The organism is Neobacillus niacini (assembly GCF_031457145.1).
Classification (GTDB): domain Bacteria; phylum Bacillota; class Bacilli; order Bacillales; family Cytobacillaceae; genus Neobacillus; species Neobacillus niacini_J.
This window is the reverse complement of sequence record NZ_JAVDVZ010000004.1, coordinates 390,552-414,343: the sequence shown is the minus strand read 5'-3', so window position 1 is coordinate 414,343 and position 23,792 is coordinate 390,552. Positions and strand designations below refer to the sequence as shown.

The 23,792-nt window shown below is 36.6% G+C and carries 25 protein-coding genes and 1 pseudogene; 19 read left to right on the top strand and 7 right to left on the bottom strand.

Features of this window, described 5'->3' with window-relative positions; all coding sequences use genetic code 11:
• Positions 1-96: 96 nt before the first annotated feature.
• From J2Y03_RS13350 to J2Y03_RS13335, 4 genes are all read left to right on the top strand, one after another.
• Complete coding sequence (locus J2Y03_RS13350) at positions 97-342, top strand: hypothetical protein (RefSeq protein ID WP_310194876.1); 246 nt, start codon at positions 97-99, stop codon at positions 340-342.
• 171 nt (positions 343-513) lie between these two features.
• Positions 514-1,785 (top strand): kynureninase, encoded by a 1,272-nt coding sequence (gene kynU / locus J2Y03_RS13345; RefSeq protein ID WP_310194873.1) that lies wholly within the window; start codon positions 514-516, stop codon positions 1,783-1,785.
• 35 nt (positions 1,786-1,820) lie between these two features.
• Entirely contained in the window at positions 1,821-2,669 is an 849-nt protein-coding gene (gene kynA / locus J2Y03_RS13340; protein WP_132091023.1) for a tryptophan 2,3-dioxygenase, read from the top strand.
• Between the two features lie 187 nt (positions 2,670-2,856).
• Positions 2,857-3,816: a 2-hydroxyacid dehydrogenase gene (locus J2Y03_RS13335; protein WP_310194871.1), complete on the top strand. Its 960-nt coding sequence runs from the start codon at positions 2,857-2,859 to the stop codon at positions 3,814-3,816.
• A 24-nt stretch (positions 3,817-3,840) separates the two neighbouring features.
• Here the strand turns inward: J2Y03_RS13335 and J2Y03_RS13330 are convergent, their stop codons facing one another.
• Positions 3,841-4,629: an alpha/beta hydrolase gene (locus tag J2Y03_RS13330; RefSeq protein WP_310194869.1), complete on the bottom strand. Its 789-nt coding sequence runs from the start codon at positions 4,627-4,629 to the stop codon at positions 3,841-3,843.
• A 228-nt stretch (positions 4,630-4,857) separates the two neighbouring features.
• On the opposite strand from J2Y03_RS13330, the gene J2Y03_RS13325 reads away from it, so the two are divergent.
• Together J2Y03_RS13325 and J2Y03_RS13320 are read left to right on the top strand one after the other, a co-directional pair.
• Positions 4,858-6,069, top strand: coding sequence for a GNAT family N-acetyltransferase (locus J2Y03_RS13325; RefSeq protein ID WP_310194866.1), 1,212 nt, complete (start codon positions 4,858-4,860; stop codon positions 6,067-6,069).
• A gap of 45 nt (positions 6,070-6,114) precedes the next feature.
• Entirely contained in the window at positions 6,115-6,288 is a 174-nt protein-coding gene (locus tag J2Y03_RS13320) for a hypothetical protein (RefSeq protein ID WP_310194864.1), read from the top strand.
• Between the two features lie 151 nt (positions 6,289-6,439).
• Here J2Y03_RS13320 and J2Y03_RS28940 read toward each other — a convergent pair.
• Positions 6,440-6,611 (bottom strand): annotated as a pseudogene (locus J2Y03_RS28940) (DUF3231 family protein); the annotation flags it as partial.
• A 228-nt stretch (positions 6,612-6,839) separates the two neighbouring features.
• On the opposite strand from J2Y03_RS28940, the gene ltaS reads away from it, so the two are divergent.
• The 8 genes from ltaS (at position 6,840) to aspA (ending at position 16,727) form a co-directional block, all read left to right on the top strand.
• Positions 6,840-8,798: a lipoteichoic acid synthase gene (gene ltaS, locus J2Y03_RS13315; protein ID WP_310194862.1), complete on the top strand. Its 1,959-nt coding sequence runs from the start codon at positions 6,840-6,842 to the stop codon at positions 8,796-8,798.
• Between the two features lie 116 nt (positions 8,799-8,914).
• A complete protein-coding gene (gene pepF, locus J2Y03_RS13310) occupies positions 8,915-10,702 on the top strand; it encodes an oligoendopeptidase F (RefSeq protein WP_310194860.1) in 1,788 nt (595 codons plus the stop codon).
• A gap of 289 nt (positions 10,703-10,991) precedes the next feature.
• On the top strand, positions 10,992-11,480 hold the full coding sequence (locus J2Y03_RS13305) for a TVP38/TMEM64 family protein (RefSeq protein WP_310194857.1): 489 nt from the start codon (positions 10,992-10,994) through the stop codon (positions 11,478-11,480).
• 117 nt (positions 11,481-11,597) lie between these two features.
• The gene (gene pxpB / locus J2Y03_RS13300) at positions 11,598-12,323 is read left to right on the top strand and encodes a 5-oxoprolinase subunit PxpB (protein WP_132090997.1); all 726 of its coding nucleotides are present in this window, start codon (positions 11,598-11,600) and stop codon (positions 12,321-12,323) included.
• A gap of 4 nt (positions 12,324-12,327) precedes the next feature.
• Positions 12,328-13,095, top strand: a complete 768-nt coding sequence (locus tag J2Y03_RS13295; RefSeq protein ID WP_310194853.1) for a LamB/YcsF family protein — start codon at positions 12,328-12,330, stop codon at positions 13,093-13,095.
• Positions 13,092-14,042 carry a 5-oxoprolinase subunit C family protein gene (locus tag J2Y03_RS13290; RefSeq protein WP_310194851.1) on the top strand — a complete coding sequence of 317 codons (951 nt, stop codon included), beginning with the start codon at positions 13,092-13,094 and terminating at the stop codon, positions 14,040-14,042. Before J2Y03_RS13295 ends, J2Y03_RS13290 begins: the two co-directional genes overlap by 4 nt.
• 157 nt (positions 14,043-14,199) lie before the next feature.
• The gene (locus J2Y03_RS13285) at positions 14,200-15,090 is read left to right on the top strand and encodes a YitT family protein (protein WP_132090988.1); all 891 of its coding nucleotides are present in this window, start codon (positions 14,200-14,202) and stop codon (positions 15,088-15,090) included.
• Positions 15,091-15,302: 212 nt separating this feature from the next.
• Entirely contained in the window at positions 15,303-16,727 is a 1,425-nt protein-coding gene (gene aspA / locus J2Y03_RS13280) for an aspartate ammonia-lyase (RefSeq protein WP_310194848.1), read from the top strand.
• A 74-nt stretch (positions 16,728-16,801) separates the two neighbouring features.
• On the opposite strand, the gene J2Y03_RS13275 is transcribed toward aspA, so the two are convergent.
• Entirely contained in the window at positions 16,802-17,272 is a 471-nt protein-coding gene (locus tag J2Y03_RS13275) for a CBS domain-containing protein (RefSeq protein WP_310194845.1), read from the bottom strand.
• 149 nt (positions 17,273-17,421) lie between these two features.
• Here J2Y03_RS13275 and J2Y03_RS13270 point away from each other — a divergent pair, with 149 nt between their 5' ends.
• Complete coding sequence (locus tag J2Y03_RS13270; RefSeq protein ID WP_132090979.1) at positions 17,422-17,841, top strand: MarR family winged helix-turn-helix transcriptional regulator; 420 nt, start codon at positions 17,422-17,424, stop codon at positions 17,839-17,841.
• 159 nt (positions 17,842-18,000) lie between these two features.
• Here the strand turns inward: J2Y03_RS13270 and J2Y03_RS13265 are convergent, their stop codons facing one another.
• From J2Y03_RS13265 to J2Y03_RS13255, 3 genes are all read right to left on the bottom strand, one after another.
• Entirely contained in the window at positions 18,001-18,354 is a 354-nt protein-coding gene (locus J2Y03_RS13265) for a hypothetical protein (RefSeq protein WP_132090976.1), read from the bottom strand.
• Between the two features lie 81 nt (positions 18,355-18,435).
• Positions 18,436-19,449 (bottom strand): aspartate--ammonia ligase, encoded by a 1,014-nt coding sequence (gene asnA, locus J2Y03_RS13260; protein ID WP_310194840.1) that lies wholly within the window; start codon positions 19,447-19,449, stop codon positions 18,436-18,438.
• Positions 19,450-19,631: 182 nt separating this feature from the next.
• Positions 19,632-19,838 (bottom strand): methionine aminopeptidase, encoded by a 207-nt coding sequence (locus J2Y03_RS13255; RefSeq protein WP_310194837.1) that lies wholly within the window; start codon positions 19,836-19,838, stop codon positions 19,632-19,634.
• A 115-nt stretch (positions 19,839-19,953) separates the two neighbouring features.
• Here J2Y03_RS13255 and J2Y03_RS13250 point away from each other — a divergent pair, with 115 nt between their 5' ends.
• From J2Y03_RS13250 to J2Y03_RS13235, 4 genes are all read left to right on the top strand, one after another.
• Entirely contained in the window at positions 19,954-20,121 is a 168-nt protein-coding gene (locus tag J2Y03_RS13250; RefSeq protein WP_165903099.1) for a hypothetical protein, read from the top strand.
• A 103-nt stretch (positions 20,122-20,224) separates the two neighbouring features.
• A complete protein-coding gene (locus tag J2Y03_RS13245) occupies positions 20,225-20,572 on the top strand; it encodes a PadR family transcriptional regulator (RefSeq protein WP_310194833.1) in 348 nt (115 codons plus the stop codon).
• The gene (locus J2Y03_RS13240) at positions 20,553-21,191 is read left to right on the top strand and encodes an HAAS signaling domain-containing protein (protein WP_310194831.1); all 639 of its coding nucleotides are present in this window, start codon (positions 20,553-20,555) and stop codon (positions 21,189-21,191) included. Before J2Y03_RS13245 ends, J2Y03_RS13240 begins: the two co-directional genes overlap by 20 nt.
• Before the next feature lie 69 nt (positions 21,192-21,260).
• Positions 21,261-22,721 carry a DUF4153 domain-containing protein gene (locus J2Y03_RS13235; protein WP_310194828.1) on the top strand — a complete coding sequence of 487 codons (1,461 nt, stop codon included), beginning with the start codon at positions 21,261-21,263 and terminating at the stop codon, positions 22,719-22,721.
• A 68-nt stretch (positions 22,722-22,789) separates the two neighbouring features.
• On the opposite strand, the gene J2Y03_RS13230 is transcribed toward J2Y03_RS13235, so the two are convergent.
• Positions 22,790-23,581, bottom strand: coding sequence for a TIGR00266 family protein (locus J2Y03_RS13230; RefSeq protein WP_132090958.1), 792 nt, complete (start codon positions 23,579-23,581; stop codon positions 22,790-22,792).
• Between the last annotated feature and the right edge of the window lie 211 nt (positions 23,582-23,792).

Here is a 23,792-nt window from a genome sequence, read left to right as displayed (position 1 = left end):
GATTATTTTTCGTGATAAGTTTAATTGCCTTCTTGTGGAACAATGGACTGGGCCTCTTACATAAACTATTGTATCAACAGTTGAGGGTGTAACAATGTGAAAAGGATAAGACAAGTACAACCAATGATAGGTCAAGCATGGACTGGCAGACACGTTGTCTTGCTTCATTGTACGAATAATAATCAATTAATTGAAGTATATAAAAGCTTCCATGCACCAATCGAGCCTCCTCGTCAAAATTGTGCTGAAACGCTATCGCAATTACTAAGTATCGGTTATAAAATACAAGCCATTACAGCGATTTCACCAACTCAAATCCAATATTTTTTGGTTCTCGAATAATTATATAGTCAACCTGTTAAACAGCCACTTTCATTTTAAGAAGAGGCTGTTTTCATTTCCTAAGATAATTTTTCCCCTAAATTGATGTATTTTTAAAGGATTGGGCAGTGTATCAAATTACTTGCATATATTAAATTATAAAATTACTACGTAACCTATAGGAGGAGTCAAATGATACTCACAAAAGAGAATGCCAAGCAATTGGATATAGATGATAAGCTTAAGGGTTTTCGAGAAGAATTTTACATAAAACCTAACTCTATTTATTTGGACGGTAATTCATTAGGGCTTCTTTCAAAAAGAGCAGAACGAACTCTCTTAGAAGCAGTAAATAATTGGAAAAATCATGGAATTGATGGCTGGACAAAAGGGAAACACCCATGGTTCTTTTTATCAGAAAGATTAGGAGATATGATGGCACCGTTAGTTGGAGCTGAAGTTGATGAGGTCATTGTAACAGGTTCGACAACGGTAAATTTGCATCAACTTGTTGCTACTTTTTATAAACCAAAAGGTAAGCGAACCAAAATTCTCGCAGATGAATTAACCTTTCCTTCGGATATTTATGCTCTTCACAGCCAACTTCGTATTTATGGATTTGATCCGGATACACACCTTATCCGAGTAAAAAGCCGGGATGGCCGTTTTTTAGAAGAAGAGGATATTATCGAAGTCATGAGTGATGAAATTGCCCTCATCATTCTGCCAACTGTACTCTATCGCAGCGGTCAAATCTTGGACATGAAAAGACTAACAACGGAGGCGCATAAAAAGGGAATACTAATCGGTTTTGATGGCTGTCATTCCATCGGTGCCATTCCGCATTCGTTTAGTGAATGGGATGTTGATTTTGCCTATTGGTGCAATTATAAGCATTTAAACGGCGGGCCAGGAAGTGTTGGCGGATTATATGTAAACAAGAAACATTTTGGAACGGCACCTGGTCTAGCGGGCTGGTTTGGTTCTAAAAAAGAGAAACAATTCGATATGGAACATTCATTAACACAGGCTGAATCAGCTGGTGCCTATCAAATTGGGACACCACATGTTTTAAGTCTTGCACCATTACTTGGATCCTTGGAGATTTTTGCAGAAGCGGGAATTGAAAATATCCGAGAAAAGTCATTAAAGATTAATCAATTCCTAATGGACTTATTGAAACAGGAATTAGCAGATATGGGCTTCAGCATAGGTAACCCTCATGATGATGTGCGTCGTGGAGGTCATGTAAGCCTAGAGCATAAAGAAGCCGCACGTATTTGCAAGGCATTGAAAGATAATGGGATTATTCCAGATTTCCGGGCAGCTAATATCATTCGTCTGGCTCCTGTTGCACTTTATTCTTCATATTGTGAGGTGTGGGAAACGGTTCAAGTTCTAAAAAAAATAATGATAGAAAAGCAATATGAAAAGTTTGCGAATGAACGCGAAGTTATCGCTTAATTGGTGAATGTAATAAAAGATGGAGGCGGTAAAACATGAATTCATCAGAAGAAAATAGCAAACTAGAATTAGAGAAAAACATTCAAACCGATTTCAAAAAAGCAATGTCATATGGTGATTATCTCCATCTTGATAAGATTTTAGCTAGCCAGCACCGGTTATCTGATCACCATGATGAAATGTTATTTATCATTATCCATCAGGCTAGTGAATTATGGATGAAATTAATTATCCATGAACTAACAGCTTCCATAGGATATATTCGCCGCAACGATTTGGAACCTTCATTTAAAATTCTTTCTCGGGTTTCAAGGATTCAACAGCAATTAATTCAATCATGGAGTGTTCTTTCTACCTTGACGCCTTCAGAGTACCTGGAATTTAGGGATAAACTCGGTCAATCCTCTGGATTCCAGTCTTATCAGAACCGAATGATTGAATTTGCCTTAGGTAACAAAAATACTCATACTCTAGCAGTCTATCAGCATCAAACGCAGATTTACGAAAAAATGCAGGAGGCACTTCATAAACCAAGTATTTATGATGCAGCCATTCAAGCGCTTGTTGCTCGTGGAATTCCTGTTGATGTTGAGGTCCTAAATCGCGATTTATCAAAAAACCATGAACCTAATGAAAGTGTTGAAGAAGCATGGCTGACCGTCTACCGCAACGTTGACCAATACTGGGACTTATACGAGCTGGCTGAGAAGTTAGTGGATATTGGCAATCAACAACAATTATGGCGATTCAATCATATGAGTACAGTAGAAAGAATCATTGGTCATAAGCAGGGAACAGGAGGGTCATCTGGTGTACCCTATTTAAAAAGAATTCTTGACCAGCATTTCTTTCCTGAACTTTGGAGCCTAAGAACGAAGTTATAGAAAGAAATCCACCATTTCTTTATGGAAGGGTGGATTTTTTATATGGTCAAAATAACTTGGTGCCTATTATTTTTTTTATAACCTTGATATGGTGAAAGAATGGTGAATATCCTTCAGTATTTGTATAAAATGAGGTTTTATTACTATATAATTTAGTTGTTGAACATTAGGAAATGGGGTTATGACATTGAAGCCAAAAATAATTGTTTATAAAAAAGTGGATAAAAAAGTTTTAGAATTAATTGAGGACACGTGCAAAGTTGTTTATTTTGAGAAACTTGATTCGCAAAACTTTCCAGTATTTCTTGAAGAGCTAAAGGATGCGGAAGGATTAATAGGTTCTGGTCTGAAAGTAGATCATGAATTATTAGACCAAGCCCCTCAATTGAAAATAGTCTGCAATATCTCTGTTGGTTACGATAATCTTGATTTAACCGCTTTGGCAGAGAGGAGAATCATGGCGACTAATACACCAGATGTTTTAAATGACACTGTAGCGGATACCATTATGGGATTAATTTTGTCGACTGCTAGGAGAATTCCTGAATTAGATCAATGGGTTAAAACGGGCCAGTGGGAATCAGGACTTGGGGAAAAATGGTTTGGAGTTGATGTCCATCACAAGGTGCTAGGAATTATCGGCATGGGAGGTATCGGGTCCGATGTGGCAAAAAGAGCACATTATGGATTTGATATGGAGATTTTATATCATAACCGTTCCCGGAACGAAGCGGCCGAACAAAAGTATGGAGCAACATACTGTTCACTCGAGGAATTATTAAAGAAGTCTGATTTTGTATGCTTAATGACTCCTTTAACACCTCAGACCGTAAATTTGATTGGGAAAAGAGAATTCGAGCTCATGAAGGAGTCGGCAATCTTTATTAATGCATCAAGAGGGAAAACAGTGGACGAAGAGGCTTTGATTCATGCACTTAAAACCGGGCAAATATACGGTGCAGGACTGGATGTATTTGTACAAGAACCAGTGAATATGGATAACCCGCTTCTTTCCATGAATAATGTCGTAACGCTGCCACATATTGGCTCAGCAACTTATGAAACTCGTTTCAAAATGGCAATGATAGCAGCAACAAACTTAGTGACAGGGCTAAAAGGTGATGTTCCTCCAAACTTATTAAAATAAGTATTAAATAAACCTCGCCTACTATTAATAGCGAGGTTCTTTCATTCTTGTGGGTGTAAACACATTACTTGTGAGTTTATTAATGAATAAACTGCATTGTTCACCTATGAACACCTTGTCATGGTCCATTGTGGCAACATGATAGGAATTATACAATGGAACGACTTCTTTTAAATCTGATTGTATGGTGGATAAAATAAAATTAGTGTTTTCGGGAGGGACAACATGATCCTCTTCTGATCGAAATGCTAATACTGGGCAAGTGATAGCTGGAAGCTTTTCTCTAGTTTTTTCCATTAATATGAATAACTGTTGCATGGACCGTACCGGTGCTTTTGTATAAGTAATTTCATGAACATTTTTTGCTTTTATATCTGGATCTCCTTCAGGTACAAAACGTGGGATATGTTTATTTTTATACATTTCCATTGGAGGAATGGAGTTGATTGCTGCATTGATTAACATAATTCCTTTGATACTTCTATGTTTATGGGCCAAATTTAGCGTTAATGTACCACCCATTGATTGTCCAATAATGAAGATTTCGCGGCAATGTTTTTGAAGAATAGAATAACCATCCTCTAAACTTTTGATCCAATCCTGGTGGCTGCACTTTTCCATATCCTCATAATGTGTACCGTGACCTTTTAATCTAACTCCGTAGACTGTAAATCCTTCGGAAGCAAGGTATTCACCTAAATACCTGACACTTTGTGGCGTTCCAACAAATCCGTGTGAAATTAAAATCCCAATTTGATTTCCTTTAAAGAAAAATGATTCTGCACCTGGCATTACTGGATAGCTTTCAAGCATACAAACGCTCCTTTCTAATTTTTAAATAAAATTTATAAATAATAAAACACCTTCCGATAAACGAGCAGGTGCCTTTTGCTGACAAATCGGCCAATTAAATATAGTGTAATCTAAGATTAAGACAATTATTCCGATGTGTCAAGTTGGTTTTAATATTTGAATTCTTATTCCTTCGAATGCAAACACTAAAAGGTAGATGTATTAAGTGACTTTGTGGGGGTATTCGGCATGAGTCGATTAGACAGACTCAAGATGGGGAAAGTGGAGACGAAGCATTTCCAACAGTTTAACCAATTATTACGATATGTGTTTCAAGTAACAAAAAAGGACTTGCAGATGGTGGGGTGGGAAGAACGTGAAATCGCTCTGGCGAAAAAACCGGTTTTGGATCAAGCAGATGTGTTAGGCTGGTTTGATGGTGAAAAGTTGGTTTCACAGCTAGCAGTTTACCCATTTAAAGTGAATATTTTTGGACGAACAGTAGAAATGGGAGGGCTGACAGGAGTTGGAACGTACCCTGAATACGCAAATATGGGACTTATGTATAAATTGATGAGGCAAGCACTTGCAGACATGCAGCAAAGAAAACAATCTATTTCTTATTTATTTCCCTATTCAATTCCTTATTACAGACGAAGAGGATGGGAAATTATTTCAGATAAAATGACCTTTGAAGTAAAAGATGTTCAATTACCAAAACGAAAGAAAGTTCCGGGATATGTGGAAAGGTTGAGTATAGAACACCCAGATGTAATAACGGTTTACCAACTCTTTTCTAGTAAGATGCATGCTGCTATGATTCGAAATGAATTAGCCTGGGACGAGTATTGGCGGTGGGATGTAGATGAATTAACGGCAGCCGTTTACTATGATGGGACTCACCAGCCGCTAGGGTATCTACTATATTGGATCTCTGAGGATGTACTCCATATAAAAGAAATAATCTATATCAATCAAGAGGCACGGATTGGACTTTGGAATTTCATTGGGGCCCATTTTTCTATGGTGTCGAAGGTAGTTGGAAATATTTTTATGAATGAACCCTTATCCTTTTGGCTGGAGGATGCCGATATAAAAGAAACCATCTCTCCTTATTTCATGGCACGGATTGTCGATGCTGAGCAATTTATATCCCAATATCCTTTTAGAGCGACAGGAACCGATATAGAACTAACCTTTAGGCTGGATGATCCGATGCTGGAATGGAACCAAGGGATATTTACACTGCATGTTTCACCTGAAGGTCAGGGAGAGTTACTTCAAAGTAAGGATCAACCGGCTTTTTCTATAGATATACAGACATTAACGACCATGTTGCTTAGTTACAAAAGACCAACCTATTTAGTTGCCATCTCCAGGCTTAATAGTGATCAAAAGTCTGTAGACATACTAGAAAAAGTAATTAACATGCAGACACCATACTTTTCAGATTACTTTTGAAGAAGTAAGGGTTGATCAAATAACTTTCATAAGAGGGTGAAAAGAATGAATGAAGAGGAGAAAGACCTAAAAAATACAAACGGTAAGAAAATGAATAAGACATTTAAAGATTTATACGGATTAGATCCGGAAATGAGTTTGTTATCCGCAAATTTTGCTCCATCTGAGAATCCTTTTTTAAATGAACATTATCAAGAGGATTCTGCTGATAATGAATGAGTTAGATTCCTCTCAATCTGACTTTCCAGTAGGTGCCGCTGGAAGTCATTGGAATGCAACTATGTTTACAACCATGGAAACTAAATAAGCGATTAAAATATAAAATAAAAAGGATGAGACACATTCGTGTTCATCCTTTTTCGTGGTCAAATTAACAATCGCCATGTTTATTTAGATGTAACGGCGGAGGAATGAGCCAGCTTTTTCTTTATTTAATCGAAGTATTTTTGCCCAAGTCCTGCCTTTTGGATATGGACTTGTCCATAAAGCATGGCTATGTCCTCACTGATAGATATCCCGATGATTTGACTGCACAAAACTAATCATAAGAGTTAATATTATTGTTAGACTATCCGGGTTGACTTTTAGAAAAATATCCGTATAATACTATTCTTGTGTTACATTATTTTTTATTTCCTCGTGTGTTCGTATTTTGTTCATACATTATTCATACTTAACTGATATTATCAATGATAGATTAATGGTATTAGAAACTTATATAAAATAAATCAACTTAAAAACTAATTTTTGTTATAAGGCAGGTGCAAAAAATGAATAACTTAACTCAAAAGGGTCAGGGTATTTTAAATAAATATATTGGCTTTTTCTTTTTGGCTGTATTCTTCCTTTGGATGAAAACATATATAGCTCAATTAACTCAATTTGATTTAGGGATTGAAAATACTTTACAAAAGTTCTTATTATTTATAAATCCTTTAGGATCATCTTTACTATTTTTAGGACTTGCTTTTCTATTTAAAGGACGAAAGAAATATATTGCACTACTTGTAATTGATTTCTTTTTATCATTTCTTTTATTTGCCAATGTCGTGTATTACCGATTCTTTAATGACTTTATTACTTTACCGACACTAACTCAGACACAAAATTTTGGTGACGTAAGCGGCAGTGTGGTTACACTTTTACGACCATTTGATTTCCTATTCTTTATGGATATCGTTCTGTTGATTGCCTTACTAGCTTTCCGATGCGTGAAAATTGAGTTTAAAGATATGAATCGCAGAAAAGTAGCAGCTTTATTCTCATTATCATTAGCGATTTCTTGTGGGAATTTAGGACTAGCTGAAACAGATCGGCCTCAATTGTTAACAAGAGGATTTGACCGTAATTATATTGTGAAATATTTAGGGATGTACAACTACACGATTTATGATGCAGTAAAAAGTACAAAAGCTTCTGCACAAAGGGTTATGGCGAATAGTGACGATATGACGGAAGTAATAAACTATACAAAGGCTAACTATGCACAGCCAAATCCAGCTTACTTTGGTGCTGGTAAAGGTATGAATGTGATTTATTTACACCTTGAATCCATGCAAAACTTCTTAATAAATTACAAATTGAATGGGGAAGAAGTAACACCGTTTTTAAATTCATTAACGAAGGATCAAAACACACTGTATTTTGATAATTTCTTCCATCAAACCGCACAAGGTAAAACGTCTGACGCAGAATTTATCCTGGAAAATTCATTATATGGATTACCACAGGGTTCAGCATTTACAACAAAAGGATTAAACACATATCAAGCAGCTCCTGCGATTTTAGGTCAGCAAGGCTATTCGTCAGCTGTGTTCCACGGGAATTCTGGAAGCTTCTGGAATCGTGATGAAATTTATAAATCCTTTGGTTTTACTAACTTTTTTGATGAAAAATATTATGATATGAATCCAGATGACCTAGCAGAATATGGGCTAATGGATAAGCCATTCTTTGAGCAATCTATTCCATTGTTGGAATCATTGCCACAGCCGTTTTATACAAAGTTTATGACTGTAACACACCATTATCCATATCCACTGGATGAGGAAGAAGCAACCATTGCTCCGCATACAACAGGTGATAAATCTGTTGATACGTATTTCCAAACAGCACGTTATGCGGATGAGGCATTAAAACAATTCTTCGATTACTTGAAGGAATCTGGGTTATACGATAACTCCATTATTGTGATGTATGGTGACCATTATGGAATTTCTAAAAATCATAATAAAGCAATGGAAAAGGTTCTAGGAAAAGAAATTACTGATTTTGATAGTGCTGGTTTACAACGTGTACCATTCTTTATCCGTGTACCGGGAATGGAAGGTGGAGTTAACCACGAATACGGTGGGCAAATTGATATCCTTCCAACATTGCTTCACTTGTTAGGGACAGATACAAAGGATTTTGTACAATTTGGTACAGACCTGTTATCTGAACAGCATGATGATCTTGTTCCATTCCGTGATGGAGGCTTTATGAGTCCAACCATTTCATCTGTAAATGGTAAATTTTACGACTCCACTACAGGATTGGAAATAGATGAAACAAGGATGGAAGAGGCAACCAACCTCCAGAAGATTGTTGAAAATAAATTAATGCTCTCTGATAAAGTAGTTAACGGAGACTTATTACGTTTCTATACTCCTGGAAACTTTACACCGGTTGACCGAACACAATATAACTATAATTTATCTCCAGATGGTGAAGAATCTGTAGAAAAATAAAAAATAAACATAAGCTGCCTAGGGGAAAATCCTCAGGCAGCTTTTTTAAATTGCACTTTCAACTAATATGTTGGAAAATATATGTAGGCTAGGATTCTATAAAGGAGGGCTTCTGAATGAAAGTCTACACTTCTAGAGGTGAAGTACCAGTTAATGAAAAGTGGAACCTTGAAGACATCTATTCCGATTTAACCAAATGGGAGAATGACCTTCAAGTTGTTGAAGAAATGGCAGCCAAGCTAAAGGGATTTGATGGGGCTATCCAGGATGGTAAGAGTCTTTATGAATACTTAAAACAAAGAGAAGAATTATCTTATAAATTCAACCATGTCTATGCCTACAGCATGCTGAGGGTAGACGAGGATACAAGAGATGCGAATTCTCAATCATTATTAGAAAGAGCAAAAGGACTAAGTGTGAAGGTAAGTGCCTCGACATCCTTTTTTATGCCGTTTTTATTAGGACTGGAAAAAGAAACCTTAAACAGCTATATGCTTGAGGAGAAGGGTCTGAAATACTTCGAGGAGGATTTATTCGAATCATTTCGGTACAAAGACCATGTACTTACGAAAGACCAGGAAGAAGTGTTATCACAATTAGGAGAAGCATTATCTGCCCCAAGCACAACCTTTGGTATGATCAATAATGCTGATATTAAATTTGGTGAAATAACGAATGACAATAATGAGAAAGTGCAACTGACAAGAGGAATGTACTCAAAACTAATTGAGGATGAGGACCGCGAAAAACGCAGGGAAGCCTATAAAGCCTATTATAAGCCATATGTTGAATTAAAGAATTCGATTGCTAGCACCCTTTCTGCGGCAATCAAAAATAATGTTACCTTAGCAAGAATTCGGAAATATCCTTCGGCATTAGAAAAAGGACTTTTTGGTGATATGGTCCCAAAAGAAGTTTACGAAAACCTAATAACCGCAACAAAAGAAAATATCGCACCCCTTCACAGATACTCTGAGCTCCGCAAGCAAAAGTTGCAGTTGGATGAGCTAAGGCAATACGATATGTCCGTCCCTTTAGTACAGGGAGTAAAACAGGTTATCCCTTATGAGGAAGCGTATGAAACAATGATGAAAGCTTTAGCGCCTCTTGGGGAGGAATATATAACGATCCTAAGAGAGTTTAAAGATGCCAGGTATATTGATGTCCGTGAGACGCCAGGCAAGCGCTCAGGGGCCTATAATTTGGGAATATACGGGGTTCATCCATTTATTTTATTAAATCATCAAGACGATTTGGATAGTTTATTTACCCTAGCCCATGAATGTGGTCATGGAGTCCACAGTAAATTAAGCTCACAGCATCAACCCCAGATTACTGCACGGTATAGTATCTTTGTTGCAGAAGTAGCTTCCACCGTGAACGAAGTATTATTGATTAATTATTTGCTTGAACATGAAGGAAATTCAGATGTTCGCAAGCATTTATTAAATCACTTTATTGACCAATTTAAGGGTACATTTTTTACCCAAGTGATGTTTGCTGAATTTGAGAAAATCACACATAAGCTGGCGGAGAAGGGTACACCGTTAAATGTGGAGATTTTCAATCAAACCTATGAAGCCTTATTTAGGGAATATAATGGCGATGTAGTTGTGTTTGATGACGAAGTAAAGTTTGGCTGGTCAAGAATTCCTCACTTCTATCGTCCGTTTTATGTTTATAAGTACGCAACAGGTTTTGCCGCAGCTATCCACTTGGCAACTAAAATCCTTGAGGGGGACAATGAGACGCTGCAAGCATACCTGAATTTTTTAAGGAGTGGCAGCTGCGATTACCCACTTGAGTTGTTGAAGAAGACGGGTGTGGATTTGACTACACCAGTACCAATAGAAAATGCCATGAAAAAGTTTGGAGAGCTAGTAGAAGAGTTCTCTAGCTTATAATGGTCAAAGGATGTCACAAAATTTATCTTGTGGCATCTTTTTTATCAAGGAATTTCTGCATGGTATGATTGGGATAGGAATATATTTACTCTTATGAGATTCCTTTAAATGAAAATAGGTGATTACCATTTGGAAAAAAATCATTTCTTTTATAGCTATCATATTTGCCATTTTTTTAGTGGTTCAAAATACCGAGGTTTTCCGATTACTTAGAAACGGAGATATAGACTCAATCATACTTTCATTGAAAGATACCAATTTTTCAAAATTTTTCTTTACCTTTTTCATCATGGTAATCCAAAATTCATTTACGATTATTCCACTGATTATTATCATCACTTTAAACTATGCATTGTTCGGTTTTGTTAATGGTCTAATTTGGAGTTGGTTCACAAGTATTATTGCTGCGGGTATATGGTTTTTTGGAAGTCGTTATTTTTTTAATGACTGGGTTCAGAAAAAATCAAATCCTGAACTATTAACGAAGATGGAGCAGAATGGGTTGCTTTTTGTGTTCCAGGCGCGAATTATTCCATTCGTTCCTACAAGCCTAATCAATATTCTTAGTGGATTAAGTTCGATTACATTTAAACATTTTATTATCGGGACAATGTTTGGGAATCTTATCTTTTTCTTTGTGTTATCCCTCATACCTGCAGGATTAATGGAGGGTAATATGGAGCAAAATATTCTCCTAGGTATAGCAATCATCCTGGTAGGATTTGTGTTTTTCTTTCGGGTTAAGAAAAAACAGAAAAGAAGAAAACAAGTCAATTAAAATAAGCAAATGCTCTGGGCTATGAAGTCTAGAGCATTTTTTTATTGCATTATCTCAATGTATTAAATAAAGTAAATAGTGATATCAAAAATTTCGAATGATAAAAAGGTGAAGTAAATGAGTGTTGAAATCGTTCCGTTAGGGGATTCAGCGATTACGATTACTTTTGGCAATGAAATTAGTGAACATGTACATCAACAAATCAATCAATTTTTACATATTTTTAGACAATCGAAGATAGATGGTGTGATTGAATGTGCTCCAGCATATACCTCCGTATCCATTTTTTATAACCCTGTGATCGTTACATACAGTCAATTAGAAAAGAAGGTATATTCCATCTATCAATCTGCTATGGAAACTCCTAAAATTGATTCGATTGTCTATAGGATCCCCGTTTATTATGGTGGGGAAACTGGACCAGATTTACCGTTCATTGCGGAGTATAGTAATTGTACTGAACAGGAAGTTATAGACTTACATGCAAACAAAGAATACTTAATACATATGATTGGATTTGTGCCAGGTTTTCCATACCTAGGTGGTCTAGCTAAAAAAATTGCAGCTCCTCGTTTAGAAACGCCACGAGCAAAAATAGCAGCAGGATCTGTTGGAATTGGCGGTGACCAAACAGGAATTTATCCTGCGGAAGTTCCTTCAGGCTGGAGAATTATTGGTATAACCCCTTTGCCGTTATTTAACCTTGAAAATGAAAAACCATCATTGTTGTCGGCAGGAAATTATATTTCCTTTTTCCCTGTTGAATACGAAGAATACTTTTCCATTAAAGAACAGGCAGCTGCTAAAAAGTATGAAGTACTGACATACAAAAAGGGAGAGTAGAGGCATGAACTATATTGACCTTAATTCGGACATTGGAGAGAGCTATGGGTTATATAAGATAGGAAATGATAAAGAAGTCTTGAAACATATTTCATCTGCCAATATTGCCTGTGGCTACCATGCTGGGGATCATAATGTAATGATGGAAACAGTGAAAATGGCAAACACCAACAAAGTTAAAATTGGTGCACATCCAGGATTACCAGATTTATTGGGGTTTGGCCGTAGGGAAATGAACATCTCTCCAAAGGAAATCTATCATCTTACACTCTATCAAATTGGTGCCTTAGCTGCGATTACTCAAGCACATGGTACGCATTTGGTGCATGTTAAACCACATGGTGCGTTATATAATATGGCTGCTAGTAGTCGTCCAATAGCAGAGGCTATTGCCCAGGCAGTAGCAGATTACAATCCTAGCCTGATCCTTTTTGGTTTATCCGGTAGTGAACTTATCCGAGCTGGAAAAGAAAAGGGTTTATTGACTGCCTCAGAAGTTTTTGCGGACCGAACCTATCAGCCAGATGGAACTTTAACCGCTAGAAACGATGAGAATGCTATGATTCATGATGTGAAATTTGCAGCGACTAGGATTATTCGAATGGTGAAGGAAGGAAAAGTGACTGCAACAGATGGAACGGATATTGATATTACCGCTGATACTGTCTGTGTGCATGGAGATGAACCTGCCGCATTAGAATTTATAAAAGAATTAAAAGCTGCTTTAACAAAAGAAAATATAAAGATAAGAAGGCGTTGGTCAGGAAGATGAAGACTGCAATATTTAAGATTTTAAAACCAGGATTGCAAACAACTGTTCAGGATCTGGGGAGATATGGATTCAGAGAATACGGAGTGAGCCCATCAGGTGCTATGGATTCTTATGCCTTACAGATGGGTAATTTGTTAGTTGGAAACGAATTGAGTGAAGCAGCACTTGAGGCACCGCTAATTGGACCAGTCCTGGTGGCATTACATGACATTTCTATTGCAATTTGCGGTGGCAACCTTTCGCCAAAGATTGATGATCGAGAGATTCCACTTTGGAAAAGTATTGTAATTCAGAAAGGGCAGACGCTCTCGTTTGGTAACATAAAAGAAGGAGCTAGAACGTATATTTGCATTGCAGGTGGTATCAATGTCCCATTTGTTCTAAATAGTAAATCTACATATATAACAGGGAAATTTGGCGGCTTAAAAGGCAGGGCACTAAAAGAGGGGGATGTTTTGTATGGGAACCCACTTGTCAGAAGGAATAAATTTCTGCATTCAAACCTTATTCCAGAGTATAAGACGAATCCATTATCTGTTAGAGTATTATTAGGTCCTCATAAAGAAAAATTTACTCCTTTAGGAATCAAAACATTTCTGAATGAAGAATATATCCTATCTCCGCAATCCAATCGAATGGCGTGCCAGCTTATGGGCCCTAAAATTGAGCATAGCAGTAGCGCTGATATTATTTCTGATGCTATCCCTTTAGGGGGAATTCAAGTACCAGCAAGTGGACAGCCAATTATCCTTATGGCAGAACACCAAACAACAGGAGGGTATTCTAGAATAGGTACGGTTATTTCAACAGATATCCCGTTTCTAGCACAGGCACTTCCGGGGACACAGATAAGATTCAAGGAAATCTCCCTCCAATCTGCTCAAAAAGAGCTTATTGAAAAAAATGCTATGATAAAACATTTATATTTATTGTCTAGAAACATATAAAAATGAACTCGAGTTCATGATTTACTAGATTTTATGGTATAATTATAGTATTCATAAAATTTTTAATGATGGTAATAATAACCTAGTCTGAAATCATTGATAGCTAATACTTTTCAGTTATGGTTTTATAATAAACTTTTTTATAAGGTGTGGTTTTGTGACAGAATTGGCAAATGAACATGTTAAGGTGCAACATCGGAAACTTCCTCTAAGTAAAAAAATCTTCCGAGCAATCTCCATTACTCTCGGTGCCATACTAATGGCTACCGGACTAGAAATATTTTTAGTTCCAAACAAAGTAATTGACGGTGGCGTAACCGGTATATCGATTATGCTTTCTCACTTAACGGGTCTTGAACTCGGTATATTTCTATTCCTATTAAACCTGCCATTTGTTTATTTAGGTTATAAACAGATGGGAAAAACGTTCGCCATTTCCACTGTTTACGGAATTATTGTTTTATCTGTTTTCACTACACTCTTTCATCCAATACCTGCTTTTACTGATGATATCCTTCTTGCAACTATTTTTGGGGGGATGATATTAGGAATAGGTGTCGGAGTTGTCATACGAAATGGCGGTGCCTTAGATGGTACTGAAATACTTTCGTTGGTGATAACCAAAAAGGTTCCGTTTTCAGTTGGTCAAATCATTATGTTTATCAATATCTTTATTTTAGGTGCAGCGGGATTTGTCTTTAGCTGGGATCGGGCAATGTACTCCTTACTCGCTTATGTGATAGCTGCGAAAGCCATTGATACGGTAGTAGATGGCTTTGAGGAATCTAAGTCTGTTTGGATTATAAGTGATGTAGCAGAAGAAATAGGAAATGCAGTAAATGCGCGTTTAGGTCGTGGTGTTACGTATCTAAATGGACAAGGTGCTTATACTGGTGACGATAAGAAGGTCATTTTTAGTGTCATCACTCGACTAGAAGAATCGAAACTGACAACCATTGTTGAAGAAATTGATCCTTCGGCCTTTTTAGCTATTGCTGACATATCTGAAGTTCGGGGTGGACGCTTTAAGAAGAGGGATATCCATTAATTCATAGGTATAAAAAAATCTTAAGGAATCAATACCTTGAGATTTTTTTATACTTTCAACTTAAATGTAAGGTTATAGTTATAGGATTTTAAAGTTTAGAAACAGCAAAAAATAATGCAGTCATGATATGATTTAGTAGAACAAACATTTTCAGTTATTCATGCTGAAAACATAGGTGGAGAAATGATAGCCATTCAGAAAAGGGGATTCATATGGTAACTGACAAGAAAAGAATCGAAAAGGATTTCCTAGGAGAGAAAGAAATACCGTTTGAGGCATATTACGGCATTCAAACGATGAGAGCCGTGGAGAATTTTCCGATTACAGGATATCGTATTGATGATTCATTAATTAAAGCTTTGGCAATGGTAAAAAAAGCAGCGGCAATTGCAAATATGAATACAACACGGTTGTATAAAGGTCTTGCTAATGTCATTATTCAGGCAGCAGATGAGATTATTGCTGGAAAGTGGGACGACCAAATTATTGTGGATCCGATTCAGGGTGGCGCTGGAACATCGATGAACATGAATGTGAATGAAGTCATCGCAAACCGTGGACTTGAATTGCTCGGTCACCCAAAGGGCGATTACTTTCATTTAAGTCCAAACACACACGTGAATATGTCTCAATCCACGAATGATGTATTCCCAACAGCAATCCATATTGCAACGCTAACACTTTTAGAAAAATTATTAGTAACAATGGATGACATGCAAAAGGTATTTAAACAAAAAGCCGTTCAGTTTGAGAAGGTCATTAAGATGGGGCGTACACATCTGCAGGATGCCGTTCCTATTCGTCTAGGACAAGAATTTGAAGCTTACTCAAGGGTTCTATCCCGTGATATCAATCGAATTAAACATACACGTGAGCATTTATTAGAAGTAAATATGGGAGCTACTGCTGTAGGAACAGGGTTAAATGCCGATCCAAAATATATTAAAGATGTTGTCACTCAACTCGCTGGGATCAGTGGCTTTCCACTTGTTAATGCTGAGCACCTTGTGGATGCCACCCAAAATACGGATGCATATACAGAAGTTTCGGCTACATTGAAAGTCTGTATGATGAATATGTCGAAAATAGCAAATGACCTTCGCTTAATGGCATCTGGTCCTCGTGCAGGTTTGGGAGAGATTCGTCTTCCCGCTCGTCAGCCTGGTTCATCGATCATGCCAGGTAAGGTGAATCCTGTTATGCCAGAGCTTATTAATCAAATTGCTTTCCAGGTAATTGGGAATGACAATACGATTTGTCTTGCTTCTGAAGCTGGGCAATTAGAATTAAATGTAATGGAGCCGGTTTTAGTATTTAACCTGCTTCAATCTATCAGTATTATGAACAACGGTTTCCGTGCTTTTACCGAACATTGCTTAGCTGGTATTGAAGCCAATGAAGAGCGTTTAAAAGAATATGTAGATAAGAGCGTGGGAATTATTACAGCTGTAAATCCACATCTTGGATACGAAGTGGCAGCAAGAATTGCCAGGGAAGCAACGATTACTGGAAAATCAGTTCGTGAATTATGTTTACAGTATGATGTTTTAACTGAAGAGGAACTAGATATTATATTAAATGTTTACGAAATGACCAAGCCGGGAATTGCAGGAGAAGCACTTCTTGATAGAGATTAATTCATAGCAAGAACAAAAGTCGCCATCCTTTAGGGATTTGGCGGCTTTTTGGAATTATAGGATTAAATCTTCCTTTAATTGGCTGTAATAGTGTGTAATTCTTTAAAGCTATTTCGAATAATATCACCGCGGCTTATAATCCCAACTAAAATACCATTCCGTTCTACTGGGACTTTTTTAATCTGCCTTTTTCCTAAGATTGCAGCGATGTTTTCGATATCGTCATCCCATGATACTTTAATAACCTTACGTTTGGCTAATTTCATTACATTTAAATTTAATAGTCTTTGTTCTCTTTCCTCAAAATTTTCATAATCACCCATTATCACGATTGGATAGTAAAAAGTATCCATCACTTTGTCTGTATGCTTTCCAATATATCGCATAATATCTCCATCACTAATAAATGCGATCACTTCATTTCTGTCATTAACAACAGGTAGACCGCTAATCCGATAATCTATAAATTTTTCGATTACCGATTTTACAGTGTCTTTGTCCTTTACCTTGTGAACTTGACTGACCATGATATCATTTGCTTTCACAAAAATACCTCCTAAAAAAACTTGTATAATACAATTATATACCATTATGTCAATATAGGATTACTTCGGTCAGGGTAGTTTAGAATATAGAAATTTTTTCATTTATGATATGATGGGCTTAGTAATAAGGATAACAGTGAGGTAGTAAAATGAATGAACATCATTTGGAAATGATCGAACTTGAACTGGCCATTCTCATCCGAAGAACGACCACTAAAAAAACAGGTAATCTTGAACGGTCTGCCTACTTATTATTACACCAGATTAATTCTCATGGAGCAGCAGGAGTAAAAGCCTTGGCTGCCGAATTTGATTTAGATATTTCCACAGTAAGCAGACAAGCTGCTGCCCTTGAACAAAAAGGGTATGTAACCAGAGTGCCCGACCCAGTCGATGGAAGAGCCTATTCATTCCAAATAACAGACTTAGGGATAAAGGAGCTCCTTGATGAGAAACAGGCTCGGAAAGCTAAAGTGGGAAATGTTGTCAAGAATTGGTCAGATGAAGAAAAGCAAATTTTTGGGGAGCTTCTAAAAAAGTTTAATATTGCTGCAACAAATAAACGTTAGAAAGGGTGCCCTGAAAAATGGGCACCCTTCTTTGCTTAAATCCGTATAGAGTGTAATCAATTAAGTAATTCGGTTAGAGTGACTATGTTATGGCCCATTCTTATCAAATCAATGAAGAACCGCACTGAGACTTTCTCCAGTACAGCGTAATTCACCTTATTATTTGTCTTTCTTTTTATTGTCGTCCTTTTTATCTTTCTTTTTATCACTTAATCCTCGGTATATTTGAGTATACATACTAGCTTCACTAATATTCTCTAGAAAAAAGGGACCGATAAGTTCAATATATTCTTCATCGTCAAACAGCCTTTTGTTTTCTAATTCCATTTCTCCTAAGCCGTCATATGTAGAAAGCAGTGCATAGGTATGATCTTCGCCCGAAATAGGGGTAAGAATTTCAACGTGATGGTTATAATTTTCATTTCGAAATTTTTTAATTTCTCTTAAATTGTCTATTGCTTCTTTAAATTTATCCTGTTTAATAACAAATGTCTGATAAACAAATACAGACATTTTTACACCCCCTAGAGAAATACAAACATACACATGTTTATAATTCTCCAGAAGGTTGGTTAATTATTCGAGGAATGAAACTTACAACAGAGTAATGTTTTCTTTATTACAGTTTTCAATGGTTTCATCATTCCAAACAGAAACCTGAACCTCGCCAATATGAACTTTTTTAAGAAAAAACATACAAATTCTTGATTGGCCGATTCCTCCACCGATTGTATAGGGAAGCTCGCGATTCACAACTGCTTGATGATATTCTAAGGATAATCTATCCTCAAGCTGTGCAATTTTTAATTGTTTCTTTAATGCCTCTTCGTCTACCCGAATTCCCATCGAGGAAACTTCAATCGATTGATCTAATGGAGGATAATAAAAAATAATATCGCCATTCAAAGTCCAATCGTCATAATCTGGTGAGCGTCCATCATGCCTTTCTCCTGAGAGTAACTTGCCTCCAATTTGCATAATGAACACAGCCCCGTGCTCCTTAGCAATGGCATCTTCTCTTTGTTTTGCTGAAAGATCTGGATACTTGTCTTCAAGCTCTTGAGTAGTAATAAAATGAATAGCTTCAGGCAGGACTGGCTCGAGGTCAGGATAGAGCCCGTATAAATTAGATTCAGTGTTTTTAAAAACCTGATAGATTTTTTTTACTTCAGCTTTTAAAGTCTCCAAGTTCCTCTGTTCTTTTGAAATGATCTTTTCCCAATCCCACTGATCTACATAGATAGAATGTAGATGATCTAAAACTTCATCTCTTCGAATCGCATTCATGTCAGTGTATAGTCCTGCACCAAGATTGAAACCGTATCTTGCTAATGCCATCCTTTTCCATTTTGCTAATGATTGAACAATTTCAATATTGGCATTTTTAATATCTAAAGCCTCAAAGGAGACCATTCTTTCTACACCATTTAAGTCATCATTTAAACCTTTTCCAGATCTTAGAAGAATGGGAGCGGAAACTCGTGTTAAATTTAACTTCTCTGCTAAGGAATTTTCAAAGTAATCCTTCGCTTGTTTTATAGCCACTTCTGTTTGTAGAAGATCTAATTTTGAAGTGTAACCCGTTTTTGTAGAAAGTGAGTTCGACATATACTATAAAAACCTCCAGTAAAAATAATTTCAGTGTTGCGCCATGTTTATTTATACAATTAATCGTATCTCAAACGAATATTCTGAAATTATAACAAAACTATTGTGTCCTTACCAGAATTTTTGGTCGGGACTAATAAAAAAATCCCTTTACCTGCTAAACCGTGAAGGGATTTTTTCCATTATTTTAGTTGTTCCCAAGCAGAAAAAGCTCCGCTTCCTTGACAACCAGGACAATCTACTGAGTTATAAAAGGCAAACTCATTATAGGGATAAACCGTAAAGCCTCTCCCATAACAATCAGGACATTTGTCTTGATTCCTCATTTGAGATACATGATTTTGATATCTAGTTTCTCTCCATTGATTAAAGGAGTTAATTAATCCCATGTTTTCACCTCACCGTTTTTTACTTATTATGCCGAGAAACTGGAATATTTATGCAAATGCAAATTCGTGTATGTTTTTAAACATGATTTCCAAACTAAATTAAAGAGGTGATAGTATGAGTGATTGGAATGAACAAGCAGCGCCTAATAATAATATTCCACCAAGAATGGTGAGACCCTATGAGCGCCGTGATCAACAAGTTGAACATGAGTTTTCAGAGGAATTATCAGATGGCGGGGAACGTAACGACTTTATCCAACATCAGAAAAAAGTAAAGAAATAGTCAATATTGGTGGCGATAATAAAATCGTCACTTTTTTATTTTACAAATATATTTCTATAGTGTAGAATTTCTATGTACCTAATAATTCTAGGTAGGTGATGAAATGTTCAATCGTGAATTGGTAAAAGGAAGTACATCTTTAATATTGCTACAATTGTTAAATGAAAGAGATATGTACGGCTATGAATTGGTAAAAGAACTTGAGCAGCGAAGTGATAATGGCTTAAGTGTAAAAGAGGGTACTCTATATCCGGCCCTGCACAAGCTTGAAAAACAAGAATATATTGAATGTTATTGGCAGGAGCAGGAGAAGGGGCCTGCTCGAAAATATTATCAAATTACTGAGGCGGGAAAAGAAGTACTAAATGAAAAAACCCGTGAATGGCAAGATTTTGTGAAGGTGATGAACAAGGTTATAGGGAGATCGAAACATGGAACGGCCGAAGAATAAGTTTCTAGAAGAGCTGGGAAAAAGGCTAGGAAACCATCATGATAAGAAAAGTATTCTGATGGAATATGAAGTGCATATCGAAGAAATTATGATTGAATCTCAAGATTGTAATGATGAAAATGAAATGATGGAACGTATTACTTCCAGATTAGGAAGCCCTGAGGAAATTTCAGCAATGTGGAAAGAGGAGCTCTCCGTAACTCCAAGTAATATGAAATGGCTTTTTATCGTAATGAATATCCTCTTTTTTGGAGGAGGAAGCTTGTTAACCTTTTTCCATAATGTATTTCAATGGAACTGGCTTTCGGTTGTTTGGAGCCATTTAACAGCTATCCCAACCTTAATTGCTTTTATCTATATGTTTTTTTGGGCTTTACTGGGCTATGAAATTGGAAAAGGCTTTGGTCATAAAGGAAGGAGTCTTCTAAAGAAGACATTTTTACTTTCACTTATTCCAAATTTGTTGTTAATGGTCTTAACGGTTTTTGGAATTATCCCGCATTCTTGGTTCGAGCCATTATTAACGAAAACATTTATACTTGCTTGTATCATTTTTACCATCCTCTTATATCCAATTAGTTGGCTTGGATATCGATGGGGTAGGAAGGCATCGATATGAGCAGCTTTTTTTACCTATATACCTAGTAAAACTATGTATATAGAGATTCTATATGAAAGAGGGATCATAATGGAAATGAAAATAGGCAAATCTGATTGGATATTTTTATTGTTGTGTTTGGTGTTAGGGATTGTAGCGGAGGAAGCTTTCTTTCGCGCTGAAATCGGGATTTCCTATCTTGTATTTACTATCGCTTTTTACGCTTTATTCTTTTACCGCTATCGACGATTCTCATTTTCCCACCAGCGATTGGGTTATCTTATACTCATCTGTATCTGGCTGATGGCTGCAGGCTATTTTTTGAATGATAATCTTTTCTTTTATGCATTAAATATTTTTGTAATTCCAGCACTAGTTTTTTTTCACCTGATATTGATTACAAGTCAGAAAAATATTCGTTGGAATAAACCAGTCTTTATTACCTATTTGTTTTCAAGATTAGGTGCAGTATTAAAGTATAATTTTATATTTGCTTCTCTAATCGGGAAAGTTCTGAAACAGGGAGTAGACGAAAATAAGTATCTTGTTTGGAAAAAAGTATCGATTGGAATTTTGATTTCCCTTCCCGTTTTATTTGTGGTATTACAGTTGCTCATGTCTGCCGATTCACAATTTGAAAGGATGTTAGGGGGGATTCCACAGTGGTTTCAATTACTCAATGGTGAAAATATATTTAGAATCATCGCTGTTTTGTTCTGTACCTTAACCTTCTTTGCTCTTATGCAGGCTCTAATGAAGAAACAAATAAATGCAATGATTCAGAGTGGTGATAAACAGACATTTAAAATCGATGCTATCATAACTATTACTGTACTTGTTTTAATAAATGCTGTGTATGTCCTCTTTACCATTGTGCAATTTAAATACTTTTTTAGTGGGACACTGCAAGCAGATCTCACTTATGCGGAATACGCAAGAAAAGGGTTTTTTGAACTATTATTTGTGACACTTATCAATCTTACCATTACCATTCTGGTGTTAACTTTTGTTGATAAAACAATCGGTTTTATAAAGAGATTTATGCAGTTGCTGCTTACAACTCTTGTCCTTACAAGTGCTGTCCTATTAAGTTCCGCTTTCTTGCGGTTAAGCATGTATGAGGACGCCTATGGATTTACATTTATCAGAGTGATGGCACACTCGTTTATGATTTTTCTTGTCGTCATATTCATGTATACATTAATAAAAATATGGATTGAAAAACTGTCTCTATTCCACTTTTATTTTATTAGCGGATTACTCTACTACACTGTAATGAACGTGATAGATGTTGAGCAGATGGTCGTGTCAGAGAATATAGAACGCTATGAACAAACTGGGAAAATTGACATCCACTATTTAAACAGCTTATCTTACACAGGTGTACTAGGGTTAATAGATTTATATGAAGAAAATAGTCAGCTTCCAGGATTAAAGAATATCTTACTTGAGCGAAAAAACGCAGCGAATTTTGATATGATTCCATGGCAGTCCTATAACCTGAAAAGAGTTCAAGCAAATCAGGAATTAAATAAAATACAATTGGAATAGCAGAAAAAAGATATCCTGAAAAAAAAGGCAAGATCTGTTCAGATCTTGCCCTCGATTTTATTAATTACTTAATCCCCATTGAACATGTCAAAAATCCCTCTTGCGACGCTGCCTTCATCTTTTCCCCCACCACGGTGTGGTGCTGCTGCAAAGACTCTGCTAGCAAGCCTGCTAAATGGAAGTGATTGTACCCAAACCGTACCAGGCCCTCTTAGAGTTGCAAAGAATAAGCCTTCGCCGCCAAAAAGGGCTGTCTTGACTCCTTTAACAAATTCAATATCATAATCAACACTGCTAGTCATTGCAACCAAACATCCTGTATCCACTCTTAATGTCTGTCCCGGGAGCAATTCTTTTTTTGTAATCGTTCCGCCGGCATGAACAAATGCAAGGCCATCACCTTCAAGCTTCTGCATAATAAAGCCCTCACCACCGAAGAACCCGGCACCAATTTTTCTTTGAAATTCGATACCAACTGATACTCCTTTAGCAGCAGCAAGGAATGCATCCTTTTGACAAATGATTTTTCCATTTAGTTCACTTAAATCCATTGGAATGATTTTACCAGGGTAGGGTGACGCAAAGGAAACATGTTTTTTACCAATGCCTTGATTCGTAAATGCGGTCATAAACAAGCTTTCACCAGTAATAACTCGTTTACCAGCACTGAATAATTTGCCCATCAGTCCGCTGCCAGAGTTACCAGAGCCATCTCCAAATATCGTTTCCATATGTATGTCATCATCCATCATCATAAAGCTTCCTGCTTCAGCAATAACCGTTTCTTGAGGGTCAAGCTCAACCTCAACGAACTGCATATCATCGCCATAAATTTTGTAATCAATTTCATGGTTATTCATCCTTCATTCCTCCTCTTTAAATAGAATCCCTAATAATTCCATTTTATAAGATTAAGGAAAATAGTGCTAATTTAAACAGGGCTAGGTGAAAATTTAAAGTTCATCTGCGTTTATATCAACATCGCTCATGATTATGATATTTTTCAGGACTTCAGGTTGGGGGTGGTGTTCAAAGCTGGATGATGACATTTTATAGGATTATTGAACAGTG